16 protein-coding genes are annotated in these 14456 nt (G+C 48.8%); 10 read left to right on the top strand and 6 right to left on the bottom strand.

Going from position 1 to position 14456, the window contains the following annotated elements; genetic code table 11:
- Positions 1 to 732: 732 nt before the first annotated feature.
- Positions 733 to 2121, top strand: coding sequence for an LCP family protein (locus H6F76_RS13905; RefSeq protein ID WP_347276018.1), 1389 nt, complete (start codon positions 733 to 735; stop codon positions 2119 to 2121).
- A gap of 131 nt (positions 2122 to 2252) precedes the next feature.
- Entirely contained in the window at positions 2253 to 2747 is a 495-nt protein-coding gene (locus tag H6F76_RS13900) for a pentapeptide repeat-containing protein (RefSeq protein WP_242036634.1), read from the top strand.
- 78 nt (positions 2748 to 2825) lie between these two features.
- Here H6F76_RS13900 and H6F76_RS13895 read toward each other — a convergent pair whose 3' ends face one another.
- Positions 2826 to 3878 (bottom strand): YihY/virulence factor BrkB family protein, encoded by a 1053-nt coding sequence (locus H6F76_RS13895; RefSeq protein WP_190508921.1) that lies wholly within the window; start codon positions 3876 to 3878, stop codon positions 2826 to 2828.
- Between the two features lie 350 nt (positions 3879 to 4228).
- On the opposite strand from H6F76_RS13895, the gene H6F76_RS13890 reads away from it, so the two are divergent.
- Positions 4229 to 4879, top strand: coding sequence for a L,D-transpeptidase (locus H6F76_RS13890; protein ID WP_190508919.1), 651 nt, complete (start codon positions 4229 to 4231; stop codon positions 4877 to 4879).
- Between the two features lie 9 nt (positions 4880 to 4888).
- Here the strand turns inward: H6F76_RS13890 and H6F76_RS13885 are convergent, their stop codons facing one another.
- Positions 4889 to 5764, bottom strand: coding sequence for an aldo/keto reductase (locus H6F76_RS13885; protein WP_190508917.1), 876 nt, complete (start codon positions 5762 to 5764; stop codon positions 4889 to 4891).
- A gap of 254 nt (positions 5765 to 6018) precedes the next feature.
- Positions 6019 to 6195 carry a hypothetical protein gene (locus H6F76_RS13880; RefSeq protein ID WP_190447252.1) on the bottom strand — a complete coding sequence of 59 codons (177 nt, stop codon included), beginning with the start codon at positions 6193 to 6195 and terminating at the stop codon, positions 6019 to 6021.
- Positions 6196 to 6424: 229 nt separating this feature from the next.
- Here H6F76_RS13880 and H6F76_RS13875 point away from each other — a divergent pair, with 229 nt between their 5' ends.
- From H6F76_RS13875 to murJ, 4 genes are all read left to right on the top strand, one after another.
- Complete coding sequence (locus H6F76_RS13875; protein WP_190447503.1) at positions 6425 to 6853, top strand: thioesterase family protein; 429 nt, start codon at positions 6425 to 6427, stop codon at positions 6851 to 6853.
- A 525-nt stretch (positions 6854 to 7378) separates the two neighbouring features.
- Positions 7379 to 8125, top strand: coding sequence for a hypothetical protein (locus H6F76_RS13870; RefSeq protein WP_190508915.1), 747 nt, complete (start codon positions 7379 to 7381; stop codon positions 8123 to 8125).
- A 72-nt stretch (positions 8126 to 8197) separates the two neighbouring features.
- Entirely contained in the window at positions 8198 to 8464 is a 267-nt protein-coding gene (locus tag H6F76_RS13865; RefSeq protein WP_190508914.1) for a Precorrin-3B methylase, read from the top strand.
- A 197-nt stretch (positions 8465 to 8661) separates the two neighbouring features.
- Positions 8662 to 10329, top strand: coding sequence for a murein biosynthesis integral membrane protein MurJ (gene murJ / locus H6F76_RS13860; protein ID WP_190508913.1), 1668 nt, complete (start codon positions 8662 to 8664; stop codon positions 10327 to 10329).
- 181 nt (positions 10330 to 10510) lie between these two features.
- Here murJ and H6F76_RS13855 read toward each other — a convergent pair whose 3' ends face one another.
- Both H6F76_RS13855 and H6F76_RS13850 read right to left on the bottom strand, forming a co-directional pair.
- Positions 10511 to 10819: a DUF3181 family protein gene (locus H6F76_RS13855; RefSeq protein ID WP_190447248.1), complete on the bottom strand. Its 309-nt coding sequence runs from the start codon at positions 10817 to 10819 to the stop codon at positions 10511 to 10513.
- Positions 10820 to 11029: 210 nt separating this feature from the next.
- Positions 11030 to 11368: a hypothetical protein gene (locus tag H6F76_RS13850; protein WP_190508912.1), complete on the bottom strand. Its 339-nt coding sequence runs from the start codon at positions 11366 to 11368 to the stop codon at positions 11030 to 11032.
- A 239-nt stretch (positions 11369 to 11607) separates the two neighbouring features.
- Between H6F76_RS13850 and H6F76_RS13845 the strand changes: the two genes are divergently transcribed.
- From H6F76_RS13845 to frr, 3 genes are all read left to right on the top strand, one after another.
- Positions 11608 to 12123, top strand: a complete 516-nt coding sequence (locus tag H6F76_RS13845) for a hypothetical protein (RefSeq protein ID WP_190447246.1) — start codon at positions 11608 to 11610, stop codon at positions 12121 to 12123.
- Positions 12124 to 12714: 591 nt separating this feature from the next.
- Positions 12715 to 13443, top strand: a complete 729-nt coding sequence (gene pyrH, locus H6F76_RS13840) for a UMP kinase (RefSeq protein WP_190452281.1) — start codon at positions 12715 to 12717, stop codon at positions 13441 to 13443.
- Positions 13430 to 13978, top strand: coding sequence for a ribosome recycling factor (gene frr, locus H6F76_RS13835; RefSeq protein WP_190452280.1), 549 nt, complete (start codon positions 13430 to 13432; stop codon positions 13976 to 13978). Before pyrH ends, frr begins: the two co-directional genes overlap by 14 nt.
- Positions 13979 to 14158: 180 nt before the next feature.
- Here the strand turns inward: frr and H6F76_RS13830 are convergent, their stop codons facing one another.
- On the bottom strand, positions 14159 to 14329 hold the full coding sequence (locus H6F76_RS13830; protein WP_190452279.1) for a family 2 glycosyl transferase: 171 nt from the start codon (positions 14327 to 14329) through the stop codon (positions 14159 to 14161).
- Positions 14330 to 14456: the final 127 nt, after the last annotated feature.

Genomic DNA, 14456 nt, shown 5'->3' with positions numbered 1-14456 from the left:
TACACGCTACGAAGTAAGATTCCCCTTCATAAGCGGGATCTTCATAAGCGGGATTGAGGAAAATTAAGTGGAGAAAGCTATAGCCAGCATTTTTTAGATTGATACTATTGGCAACATTTCGATCGCGCTTGCTTCTAGCAAAGAAATCTGTTTGATAGGCTAATGTAGCTCATTGAACAGATTTTTGTATTGCCAAAGTCTTTTTTAACAGCTTGTGGGATAGGCGCTTCTTTCCTCTGTGCTGCTTTATCTCTAAGTTTTATAGGCTATTTTTGCTGCCGCTCTTTTTGTATCTTGCTATTGTTTCCTTAATGTAAGTCAAAGACCCGCTCTGCTCTTAAAAATCAGAAGAAACCTAGACTTTGTTTTGCGGTCTATGTCTCTGCGTCTGTTAAAGAAAAAGATGTAGTGTGTCAGTGAGCTTAGTCGGATTATTGTTAATTGCTCTCCTATCAAGAGCTGATTTATGTCGCTAAACGAAGTGTGATGAAGTAAGCAGTGTTGGCACAAGACTCAAAATCATTTGGCTGTAAACAGTGAACCTGGAAAGATAGTGAACCTGAGAGCTCCTCCGTTCTGCCCGATCAATGCTGGTAGGATGCTGGCAGAATTATATCCCCGTATGGACTAGGCATCTTGCAGGCTCAGGCTATAATGCTCAACAAGTTGGGTTGGGTAGTTTTTAGACGGGTAGGCTTTGCCACCTAATTTCAATAAGAAGGATCGCTTGTAGTGACAAAAACTGAAAGAGGCGCGCATGTTCAACCGTCGGATCAAGCCAGTCAGCCTCATAGTCACTTAGGTGCTAATGTTCCTCCACAACCAACGATCGCCATCCCACCAGCTCAAAGCAATCCTCCTGCAAGATGGCTGTTGAAACGTTTAGCTCTGGTTGCGGCAGCGGCGGTCTCTACTGCGATCGGTATGACAGTGGCGATGATGGTGCCATTGCCAACGGGTGTCGCGTCGAGTACAGAAGGGGAGAAGTCACCCAACAGCAGTCTTTGGCAGTCTGGCTTTCAGTATCAGGTCGGTCGCTCAGTTAACATCCTGGTCATGGGGATCGATCGTGTCCCTCAGGCTAAGGCAGGCTCAAAAGAACTTTTTAATGGACGCAGTGATACGATGCTGCTGCTACGAGTTGACCCTACTGATGACTCAGTAAAGCTGCTATCGATTCCACGTGATACTCAAGTCAGCATCCCTACAGTCGGTGTCACTAAAGTCAATGATGCCAATGTGAGGGGAGGCTCTGAGCTAGCTGCCAGAACGGTCAGTGGTCTTTTGAATGGCATATCGATCGATCGATATGTACGAGTTGATACAGCAGCATTTCGAGAACTCGTTGATCTGCTGGGCGGCGTTGAGGTCTATGTGCCTGAGAAAATGTCCTACGTTGATCAGACTCAGAAGCTGAAGATTGATCTCTCTCCTGGCTTACAAACTCTTAACGGCGACCAAGCCGAGCAGTTTGCTCGTTTTCGGCAGGATGCCTACGGTGATATTGGGCGCGTTCAACGTCAGCAAACTCTGCTCAAAGCGTTGCTTAAACGCCTGACGAACCCCCTCGTGCTGCCCCGGTTACCCGGGTTGGTTTCGGCAATGCAGAAGTACATTGATACAAATCTGAGCCTGGAGGAAATGATTGCATTGACCAGTGCTGGACGCAAGCTAAGTCAAGGCAACTTTAAAATGGTGATGTTGCCAGGGCGCTTCAGCAATCCTGACGAGTTTGTTGCCAGCTATTGGATTATGAACCCTGAGGGGCGCGATCGGGTTTTGCGGCAGTATTTTGACGTAGAGGCAATGGATGCAGCGACGAATCAACTACGCACTCAAGACCTTAGAGTTGCCATTCAAAACGCATCTAGTAAGCCAGATGCAGCTAGTGAACTGCGCGCTTATCTGTCGAACCAGGGCTTTTCAAACGTCTATATCGCCTCTGACTGGTCTGATAAACAGAAGCAAACCCAAATCATTGCCCAACAAGGCGACTTAAGCAGTGCAGAAATGGTGCAAAAACTGCTGAATGCGGGTCGAGTTGCTGCCGATTCAACAGGTGATTTAGACTCCGATTTGACTATCCGCCTTGGCGATGATTGGGTTTTCCCAGCAAAGTAACGTGATGTCTAGATATCTCTATGGTTAGAGAAACGTGAGGGCACTGATCGCTGCTTCATCTTGTTGTTAGATAGGAATAGTGGTCTTCTAATCTGCCAGGTTTTTCTATGCAAGAGCTTTCAATCAAATTTATGAGGCGATTTTTTGTTGTCTTGCTGGCGATCGCGCTAGCGTGGTTATGGGTCCTATTGGGCGCTACGCCTGCTTTTGCTCAGGCAAAAACAATTAATTACAGCAACACTAATTTAGAAAACCGTGACTTTGCTAACACTGATTTAGTAGGAGGTGTTTTTGTAGCGGCAGAGATGCGTAATGCCAATTTTGCGGGCGCAAATATGAAAGGTGCAATCTTGACAAAAGGAAATCTTTTGGGAGCTAACCTGACAGGCGCAAATTTAGAAAATGCGTTGGGCGATCGCGTCACCTTCTATAAAGCAAAGCTCACGAATGCCATTTTGGTTGGTGCAACGCTGAGCCGCAGCATCTTTAATGAAGCAGAGGTGACTGGAGCCGATTTTACCGATGCCATCATCGATCGCTACGATATTCTGCAACTCTGCCAGCGTGCTGAAGGTGTCAATCCATCAACGGGTGTTGCGACACGCGACAGTTTGGGATGCCGCTGAAGTGAAGCACTCTGATGCAATAGTGCTTTCTACTAGTTACAAAAGTTCTACCAGTCACAGTCAGTTCCGCAATCGATACTAACGGCGTTTGCGCTGACGTGGTTGCGTCGATCGACGCACAGCCCCAATGAGCATAACAGCAGAGCCAGCCCAAGCTGCAAGGTGGTTATGGCGCTTCCGCGATGTACCAGTAGACTGTGCTGGTTGCGTACGTTCAGACTCAGTTTGCATCGTTGCTGTACCTTCAGCCCTGGGCGTAATCCATACAGCATGGTCGCTAGGCGTGATTTCTGAACCACGATGCTTGGCAAAAACCTGCGTAAACTCAGCACCAAACAAAATAATTTGTGCTGAATAGAAGACCCACAACAAAAGAATAACGAGTGAACCAGCGGCTCCATAGGCTGAGGTCGCACCACTATTGCCTAAATACAGCCCAATCAAAAACTTACCAATGTTAAACAGAAGAGACGTGGTGGCAGCGCCGATCCAAAGGTCTTTCCAGGCAACATTGACATCAGGCAAAAACTTGTAAATGGCAGCGAACAGGAGCGTAATAAAGCCAAACGAAACCACGAAGTTTAGAAGCTGACCTAACGCAACAAAGGTCGGTAGAAAATGGCTAAAGAAGGTGGTGATCGCTGCCAACGCTGCTGACAAAACTAGCGAGACTAACAGCAAAAAGCCAATTACCAAAACCATAGCAAAGGACAGAAAGCGAGCCTGAATAAAGCTTGTAATGCCTTGACCAGGTTTCGGTTTAACACCCCAAATTGTATTCAGTGCATCTTGCAACTGGCCAAAAACACCAGAGGCTCCAAACAGTAGCGTTACCACCCCAACGATCGTCGCAAGAGTGCCACCAGAACCGGGGCGATTAACGTTTTGGATCATTCCTTGAATCGCTTCTGCCCCGTCCTGCCCTACTAGACCGCGAATCTGCCCTACAATCTCGCCTCTGGCAGCCTCTTCACCAAAGACAACACCAGCGATCGAAATCGCAATCAACAAGAGTGGAGCGAGCGAAAAGATAGTGTAGTACGCCAATGCTGCTGCCCAGAGCGGTACTTTATCTTCGCTCCATTCTGCTACCGTCTCTTTGAGCAGCGTAACGACATCTTTTGCCTTCATCCCATTGCCCTTGCTAATTAATTTTGACCATCATTGCAGGATAAACAGAATACAAGCATCAGTCTGAGGAATGGCATCTGCTAACAGGAACCAATTGATTCCTTTTAAGTCATCCTTTTTGATACTTGACCGCAGAAATCTACTTCATGTAATTGCTGAGTGAATATTACTGATTTAAGGCATTCCCAAGTTCCTAGATGTTTGAAAAACTCAGAAATCTGAGTGGTCATTTTTGCTTCTTGCAGTACTAGCTTCCGGTAGATAGGTGGGTAGATGCCTCACTTGATCGATCCAGGCTATAACTGAGCAGCTATTATCGTTATTCTGAACTCGTCTCTTGTCTATCTGTAATGCTGCAATCTTCAAAGAAATTAGCGGGTGTACTGTTGGCGGCGAAGCTGCTGGTCATGCCATCTCTGGCTATGGCAGCAACACCAGCCACCGTTGAACCCCCAACTACCACCGAGACCGTTACCCCACAGGAAGAGCAGCCGGCGCTGCCAAATCAGCGAGATATTCCGAAAACGCTGGCTCCCTACCTTGATCCCGGCGTTCATCCAGATTTGCGGTTTGAGCCTGATCCAGCCTTAACAAAACCGGATGCTGAAGCTTTGCGGTTAGAAATTCGCCTTAGCCGTCGTCAGGTGACGCTATATCGTGGCTCTACAGTGGTCAAAAACTACGCGATCGCCGTTGGTCGTCCTGGTTGGGAAACACCGACTGGCTCTTATGAGGTCAAGCAAATGATCAAGAACCCCACCTGGATAAATCCCTTACGAAAAGGGGTGGTGATTCCAGGTGGTGATCCTGAAAATCCGCTTGGACGCTACTGGATTGGTTTCTGGACTGATGGCAAGAACTGGATTGGCTTTCACGGTACGCCGAACCCTCGATCGGTCGGTCGAGCAGCGTCTCATGGCTGTATTCGGATGTACAACAAAGATGTAGAAGACCTATTCAAACAAGTCACCCTTGGCACCGTCGTTACAGTTGTGAAGTAAGCTGCCCGCTCAGGTCGTTGCGATCGCCTGGTCGATCTGGTCAACTTCTGTCTGATCGAGCTTAACCGTTGCAGCTGTGATGGAATCCTCAATGCTCTCTGGTTTACTGGCACCGGGGATCGGTAAGACGCTGGGTGATTTTGCCCGCAGCCATGCCAGCACAATGCTGTAAACTGAAACACCCTTTGCTTGCGCCAATTGGACGATCGCCTTGATCTCTTTAATTTGGTTAAACCGTCGGCTACCGCCTAAGGGGCTCCAGGGTAAGAAGGTCAGCCCTTCGCGATCGCAATACTCCAGCACCCCATCCGACTCTGGTTCACGATTCCAGGGATTGTACTGGTTCTGCACTGACTCGATTTCAACTACATCACGTGCACGCTTAATCTGCTCGACCGAAAAGTTGGAAACACCCACAAACCGAATCAGACCGTTGACAACGGCTTCTCTAGCTGGCTTAAGCGACTCTTCAATCGAGTAATTGGGGTCGGGGGCATGATACTGCCAGAGTCCGATCGGTTGATCGCCGCCCAGCGCCTCAAAGCTGGCATGGATCGTTTCCCGGAGATGGTCAGGATTCCCATTGCGCGTCCAGTCACCGTTTGGTCGCATCAAACCACCCTTCGTCGCAATCATGACATTGCTCGTATCCTGACTGTACTCCTGGAGTGCTTTATAAATTAGACGTTCGTTATGGTGCTTGTCTGACTCATCTTTGCAATAAGAATCGGCAGTATCGATGAGTGTAACGCCGAGATCAAGAGCGCGATGAATCGTGGCGATCGACTGTGCTTCGGGTGGGCGACTGCTGAGTGACATTGGCATACCACCCAAACCGATTGCGCTGACGGGTATACCTGTGTTGCCTAACTGTTTCGTTTCCATGCCATACCTATATAAGTGGGCTGTGTTTGAGAGCAAGTTGCTACATTGCTGCTGTTACGGCTTATTATTGCCGCTGCAATGTAGAAGTAAAGCAACTTGTACGGCTCTCTCACCGTCGATCAACAGCTCACCGCAGAAACGGTTAATAGTCATCCTTCTAGAGGCAGGATGATTGGAGCGATAGTATGGCATCAATTCAACCACAGCAATATCGGGTGCTTGCAATTTTGCCGTCGTGATTATAACGATCGCCCTTACGCTTCGTCTGTGTCTAGCTCTGGAAAACGATCGTAGATTTTAGTAAGAAGCACATACAGTTCGTCTAAGACTTCTTCTGCACCATCCTGATCAGTAACTGCTATTAGCTCTTCTAAGCCGTTAATTAAAGACAGAAGCTGCTGTGATTGCTCGTCTTCTAAACCAGTACTCATATTTGCACCTTTACTACACTGGCTATTTACTGAGTCTAAACCGAACTCACGCCCCTTCATTATCCTTCGTACTATTTTCAGGCGAGCGTTTGTTTGAGAAATTCTAAACTGTCGGTTGCGATGCGATTGCGCCTAGTGGCTAGCTTGTGAGTTCACTTATTGGTTATGATACCGTGTCCTTGAGCGGTGGTTTACCGTGTCCCTGAGCGGTGATTTAAAGGGCGCACAGATGCAGAAAGTTTGCTTTGAGCTAGAGGTTTACTCCTTCCACATTGACTTTATCGGTCATGTGAACAACATCGTTTATGTGCAATGGATGGAGATTGGACGTACAAAATTGCTGGAAGCCGTTGGAATGCCGCTCCACGAAATCTTACAGCAGGGGTTTGCTCCAGTTTTAGTGCAAACTCAGATCACCTATAAAACACCACTCTTTTTAGGCGATCGCGTACAGGTAGAGCTGTGGCTTTCGGAATTGCGGCAGGCATCCGCTGTTATGCAGATCCATTTCTACAACACTCAAAGAACATTGGCAGCAGAAGCATGGCAAAAAGGATTGTTTGTTGATCGCACCACGCTACGCCCAAGACGGTTGCAGTCAGAAGAACGAGCGTTATTTTTGCCCTATGTGCATTCAGATGAAGCCATAAATAGCTGAACATAGTTATTTATAAGCTGCCTTTTGACTTCGCTCAATGCGGTCAGCCCTATATGTCGGCGGGTTGAGCGCAGTCGAAGCCCGGTCTCTCAGTAGTGATTTAGCCCTCCTACTTATTGGGTGAAGCACTGGCTCATTCAACGCTAAGACATGAAGCATAACTAAAGCCAAAGCATCTCGATAAAGTTAACGTCTTTCGTTCCACTCAATATCGGCGCTAAGTCTGCAATAAGTCCCTTTAAGGGATGGACAAGAAGGGACTGATCATTTATGGTGATCTATTGATGCAAGTCTTTGTCATTAAGTCTGTTTCCCTCCGTTTTGATTCAAGCAAGCTTGAGTAGAGATTCCCGTTTCTGTTTACTCGCTGTGCCACTGCTTTGCCCTCATTCCTTGCTTAAGTGCTCTGGAAGATGAAGGGTAAGAGGAAGCGTTGCAAGCAGCATTTGGGGAAGCAGCGTTGGGCACATCGCACATAACATTTTTTCCTTCATTGCCTGCCGTTAACCCTGGTTGAAATTGACTGTGAATCGTCTTCAGAAGCCTCAAAACTCTTTACGCTGGTTTTTGATTTTCCTATCTCTAGGACTGCACGGCTTGGTCTTGAGCTTACCGATCGACCATAAGAAGCCAGAGGAAAAACCTCGGAGCACTGCAGTCAAGGTGGTGCCGTTGCCAAAGCAGCCTTCTTCCCTTGCCGTTATTCCTAAACCCAGTCCCTCGAAGGCTCCAGTCGCTACCTTTGTGCCTAAGCGGGCGTTGCCGAAACCTGTTGCCAGGGTAAAGGCACCGCTTATTACTATCCCGCAAGAGCCTGTAAGCCGCAGCGCACCCCCTACTCCCTCTGCACCCACACCGATCTCAACTCCTGCGTCTTCTGCCCCTGTGACCCCTTCAACTCCTGTCCAGTCTGTACCGACACCGAGCCCAGATGTCTTTCAAGTTGAGGGTGCGATCGCCTGCGAGGGCGTCAAGGACTGCTATGCCTATACTGAAACAAATGGACGACAGATCTCTGAGACACTGGAGCAACAGCTTCAAGCCCAGGGGTATACCCTTCAGCCCCTTGACTTAAACGAAGATACTGGCATGAAGGTCTATCGACTGTTTCAAAAAGGTCAACCCAGGGACTATCTACATATCATTTGGACAGATAAAGGCACACGTAGTTTACGGTTGCCTGAGCCTGTAGAGGATCGACAGGCACTTGTGGAGAAGCTAAAGTCATCGCTCGATTCAAAGGCGCCATACTCTGGCAGAACAACTACGTAGGGCTGGCACGATCGTAGACGTAAGCCTGTAATCCTCTAGATTAGGATGGGAGACGCACAGTTTAATTGCAGTATGGCAAAGCAGGAACAGCCCCTTACGGGAGCAGCACTGGTCAAAGAAGTCTGTCGGCGCATTCGGGTTGCCCGCAGCTATTGGGATGCCCACAATAATGCTGCCTGCCGGGGCGAACGCGATCGCGCTTTAGCCCTTTACAACACCTTAACAAAGGATCAAAAAGACCAAATTCCACAGCAGTTACGGGTGTGGCTGCGCTACCGCAGCGAAAAATACTTTGGGGAACACCGCACGCCACCCAAGTCGAAACGAAAGGCGAAATAGCTTTTAGTGTCCATAGATGACGTAATGAGCAGACCGCTCATGAGCAATTTTTTATGCGGCTCAATAAACCAGGATTCAGCTAAAGCAGTGACTTGAGTAGAGGCGGCTGACGTACTTGAAACCAGCAATGTGGAAGAAAGGTTTCAGCGTACCCCGAACTCAGGTTAAATAGTGAAGTTCTACTATGCAGACCCCACGTGACTGAATCGAAACCGACTCGCTCTCTAGCAGGCATTGCCGGGATTGTGGCGATCGCCACACTCATCAGCAAGCTTTTTGGGCTAGTGCGACAGCAGGCGATCGCGGCTGCTTTTGGGGTGGGTCCTGCCTACGGTGCCTATAACTTTGCCTATGTCATCCCAAGCTTTTTGCTGATTCTATTGGGAGGTATCAACGGTCCCTTTCATAGTGCGATCGTCAGCGTACTGGCAAAGCGCAAGCAAGCCGAAGTTGCTCCCATTATGGAAGGCATTACAACACTAGTAGGGGGCATCTTGCTGCTCGTCACGATCGGGCTTGTCGTGTTTGCCAATCCTTTAATGCATCTGGTGGCTCCAGGCTTATACATCACCGCTGACCAGGCAACCGCACAAGGCATTGACGCAGCCACCTTTGAAACCTTGCAGCAAACGAGAGCGATCGCGGTGCAGCAGTTTCGCATTATGGCACCAATGGCAATGCTAGCAGGGCTAATCGGGATTGGCTTTGGAGCCTTAAACGCAGCGGATCAGTATTGGCTACCGTCCATCAGCCCCCTGTTCTCTAGCGTGACGATGCTGGTTGGGCTGGGTGGACTAGCACTTTACCTGGGCGACAAGATTGCTTTACCGCAATATGCAGCCTTAGGTGGAGCAGTGCTGGCATGGTCAACGCTGGCAGGAGCCGTTTTGCAATGGTTGGTTCAGCTTCCGGCGCAGTGGAAGTCAGGACTGGGCGGTTTGCGGTTGCGCTTTAACTTCCGCGAACCAGCCGTGCAGGAAGTGATCAAAATCATGGGTCCGGCTACATTTTCGTCGGGCATGATGCAAATCAATGTATGGACAGATCTATTTTTTGCCTCCTTTATTCCTAATGCAGCAGCGGCGGTTTCAGCAATGGGGTACGCTGGGCTGCTTGTACTGACACCGTTGGGCATTATCTCTAACGCTATTTTGGTGCCACTATTGCCTGCATTTGCCAAGCTAGCTGCACCCGAAAACTGGGCTGAACTCAAGGTGCGGATTCGCCAGGGTTTACTAACAACGGCTGTGACAATGCTGCCTGTAAGTGCGCTGATGATGGCGCTAGCGTTTCCGCTCTCACGAGTTGTCTACGAACGCTATGCGTTTACTGTCGCAGACTCAGCCTTGACGGCTTCAGTGCTAGTTGTTTATGCGTTGGGGATGTTTTTTTATCTAGCGCGGGATGTTTTGGTGCGAGTGTTTTACGCTCTGGAAGATGGCGATACGCCGTTTCGCATCAGCGTCGTCAATATTTTTCTCAACGCACTGCTGGACTTCTTCCTGGTCAAGCCTTTAGGAGCGCCGGGTTTAATACTGGCAACTGTGACCGTGAATGTGGTTTCGATGATAGCTATGCTATGGATGCTCAACCGTCGCCTAGGTGGCTTACCCTTGCGGGAGTGGGCTGTACCACTGGCAGGGTTGACGATCGCTAGCATCGCTTCTGGCTTTGCCGCTTGGGGCACACTGCAAGCCAGCGAACATTTTCTTGGTCGCGAAGGACCATGGCTGTTGTTGTTGCAGCTATGTCTCTCGGGGCTGGTAGGGTTAGGCATCTTTGGGCTGATTGCCATCCAGCTTCGGATACCAGAGGTAAAGCAGGTGAGCGATCGTCTCAGACAGCGCTTTCTCAAGCAACCTTAACTAGCATTGTCAAAGCCTTGGTCAAAAACCAACTGCATTCCTTGCGGGAAAAAACCTGCGAAGAACCTGTGAGAAACAATCTAACGGCTATAGCCTCAGGAAGTGGGTAACTGTACTTTGAAAGCAACTCACCGCTTGAGGCTAAGGCTAAAACGTTGGCTGCTGATAAGCCAATGTTTTCTTACATATCCCGCTGAAACTCTTCCAGCAGGTCAATCAAGTTAACCTGGCATTGCATAGGCAGCAGATCGGTTAACGGTACTTCGCGCTTGCCGCCACCCAGTTTTACCGAAATGCCTTCAAGGATCTTGATGACTTCATTTTCTGCGATGGCGTTGGCAGACAATAGCGGATAGAACTTCTCCGCTAGAACAGTATGCAGATGAGCATCCGCTAAGTAGAGATGCCACTTTGCTACGTCAATGTAGATTTTTTCACCGATCTCGGCAGCCAGCGCTTCGATCGCTTCACTAGAACTGGTTAGTGCCATGACGATAATCCCCGATTTTGTTAAAGAGAGCGTGTACTAAAAAGGCTGCTAATGCCTAAAGACCAATCACGACAATAATGCATAATTAGGTTTACCCTCATCGTTATCCTTCTCCCACCGAAGAAGGGCTTTTAAGCGTTTCCAGGTCGTTAGCCGATTCCGAGAGAAGCGAATGGCAACGACCAAATGCCTCGATCGCCTCAGACACTACTACTTAGACGCTTTAGTCGTGTTTGCCGTGACCTTTGGCTTAAAACCAGTGCCCGCACTGGTGGCTGTGGCAGTTGGTTCAGAGTAATTAGCGATCGTCAAAATAAACATTGCATGGGCAACCAAAAGTCCCGCCCAGACAAGTGTAAGCAAGGGTGTCCAAGGCAAACTATCCGGAGTACCAGGTGGGGACGTTCTTTCGCCGAGAATGCGGAAAAACCAGAGCCCAGAATTGGTGACTGCAAAGATCGCAACGTGCATTGCCAAGTTCATACGATCATCAAGCTTACGGTAAGCCGGATCGTTGCGATCGGGTTGACGGGGCCAACGAGGAGGCATAGATTGTGAAACCGTGATGAATAGTGAAAACGTAAACCGATAGTCTACTTCTAGAATAGCGAACTACTTGCATTGTCAGTTTTTTAGCGTTAAGCAAGCAATCTACGCCATACTACAGCCTGTATACAGCACTCTCACTTACAAAAGCATTCCTTAAATTGCCTTTAAGATCAGGCACTTCTAACGAATGACTAAGGTTAGAATTCAGACAGGAAACTCCCTCATACCGGACTAGGTTTGTGGCTATTGCACGCTTCTTTCGCGGCTCAACGTTTAAGCGTCGCCTGACTTACCTGGCGATCGTGGTTCTTCCCGATGAAGCCGCCGCTTTTCAGGCATATCGGTTGCTGCACTACCACGGTATTTCTCCAGAGCATTTGGCGATCGTGGGCGCAGGGTACAGCAGTCCCGATCGGGTGGGCTTAAAAACCCCGTTGCATATTGCTTTTCATAAAGCCCGCAGTTTTGGCACTATTGCTGCTTGCTCAGGCTTTGTCTTGAGCCTTGTTGCCTCGCTGATCTTTACCCCAGGCTGGAATACAGCCGCAGTTGTGTTGACAACAACTCTACTCAGCGGCATTTGTGCTGCCGTGGCTGGCAGCTTGTTTGGCTTTTTAGGCGAGGGCAGCACCGCCAGCATTTATCGTCATCACCTGAACCACGGACGCTATCTGCTGATGATTGAAGGACCTGAAAAGCTGGTGCATTGGGGGCAGGAGGTCTTGGGACACTACTCAGCACCAAGCCTCTACTAAAGAACGCTTTAGGAGCAAGACTTTAATAGCCTTCATGTTTAGCCTGACCTTTGAGGAAGCAAGCAACAATCCTAGAGGATGTTTTAAAGGTCCAGATTCTTGTAGCGCGGGCGACTAAATACTCCTAGCCCATGCAGGGCGCTTCACTACGGAGACGCTACGCGAACGCAGCTACAGAGACGCTAGCGTAGCCATGCTCAACGGGCGATAAACTGTCGCCGCAGGTTATAAAACCTTTGTCTTTCGGTAGTCCCCGTCGGCGAACTTTGTTGGTGTAGTCGCAGTTTTAACCGCCAGACCCTTTTCAAACAGCCTCCAAGTGCCTGACTCATGATTGACTGTTGTTAGCTGTCGATCGCTCAAATCACTGCTTACCGTTCAATGGACTTACCGTTCAATGGACTTCAAGGCTATAGTGCTTCTGTTCAGTCTCATACCAGCCTTATAGAGATCTCAGGCTATCTTTTACTTACTTTCCTGATCATCTACCTAAGTGGACGGATATCTCCAATAAGGCTGAGTGGACGAATATCTCCACGAAGGAGTATCTTTATGATTGAAAGTAACCTGGAGTTAGAGAAGTAACACCACATGGGAGTCACTTACCAGCGAGTTGTGCTGAAGTTAAGCGGTGAAGCCCTCATGGGTGAGCTTTCTTACGGAATCGATCCAAATATTGTGCAAGACATCGCTCAAGAGGTTGCTGCTGTCACCGCTACTGGTGTACAAGTGGCGATCGTTGTAGGTGGTGGCAATATCTTTCGAGGAGTCAAGGGCGCTGCCGCTGGCATGGATCGCGCTACTGCTGACTACATCGGCATGATTGCGACGGTGATGAATGCCATGACGCTTCAGGATTCTCTGGAGCAAATCGGCGTTCCCACTCGCGTACAAACGGCAATTTCGATGCAGGAAGTTGCAGAACCGTACATTCGGCGACGTGCCATCCGGCATCTTGAGAAAGGGCGTGTAGTCATTTTTGGTGCGGGCTCTGGCAATCCGTTCTTTACGACTGATACAACGGCAGCACTCCGCGCAGCGGAAATCAGTGCTGATGTGTTGTTTAAGGCAACCAAAGTCGATGGCATTTATGACTCTGACCCAACTACTAATCCGCAAGCACGTCGCTATAAAAGCCTTACCTATGGGCATATTCTTGCCCAAGATCTACGGGTGATGGACAGTACTGCCATATCCTTATGTAAGGACAACAATATTCCTATCATCGTGTTCGACCTCTCCGTTAAAGGAAATGTACGTCGAGCGGTGGCAGGGGAACAAATTGGAACGCTTGTCGGAGGTTCTTGTGAAGTTAGCTGACGTCGAAGACCATATGCAGAAGGCTGTTGAGTCTACTCAACGGTCCTTTAATACCATTCGCACCGGACGGGCGAACGCCTCTATTCTTGATCGCGTACAGGTGGAATATTACGGCGTGCCAACGCCGCTCAAAACGCTTGCAAACATTAGTACTCCTGATGCTTCGACGATTACGATACAGCCGTTCGATCGCAGTAGCCTTAGCTTGATTGAGCGATCGATTTCCCTCTCTGATGTGGGACTTACGCCCAATAACGATGGCTCCATTATTCGTCTGAATATTCCACCGTTAACGAGCGATCGGCGTAAAGAGTTCGTCAAAATTGCAGCGAAGTATGCGGAAGAAGGCAAAGTCTCCATTCGTAATATTCGACGCGATGCTGTTGACTCCATCCGCAAGCAGGAGAAAAACAGCGAACTTGCTGAAGATGAAGCCCGCGACCTGCAAGACAAAGTGCAGAAGCTAACGGACAAATATGTTGCCAAAGTCGACGAAACTCTTGCTAGCAAAGAGAAAGATATTATGACAGTGTAGTGAGCGGTCAGTAGTCAGCGGTCAGCAATCAGCCATGTCTTTAAGGCTAAAAGCTAGAAATTGAAAGTCGATCAAGCGGCTTTTTCTTGGCTTCAAGCCAGTGATGTTGCTAGAAGCTGATAGCTAACTACTGATAGCTATTTATGTCACGAACGAAATAACCCTGAAAGCTGACCGCTGTTAGCTGACCACTGAAAGTAGTTCTTGTGCAGGTCGCACAATATAGGCAACGTGCATCGGATAGCCGTCAGAATAAATGGCATCAATCCGTTTGAGGGCGACCTCACGATCGTGATATGACCGAAGCGCGCGCTCTTGCCCGTTTGGATAGCGAATACAAAGTTCCCACATCGGTTTAGCCTCACCAAATTGGTTGCAGCGGATCTAAGCCGTCAGCTCTCTAAAGCTTTTGGCGATAGCTGTTTTCTAGCAATCAGTATTCTCTCGTTCTCGATCGAATGCTTCATGAAAGGTTTAC

Source organism: Leptolyngbya sp. FACHB-321 (genome assembly GCF_014695975.1).
In the GTDB taxonomy this organism is placed as follows: domain Bacteria; phylum Cyanobacteriota; class Cyanobacteriia; order Leptolyngbyales; family Leptolyngbyaceae; genus Stenomitos.
This window is presented reverse-complemented; position numbering and strand designations above follow the sequence as displayed.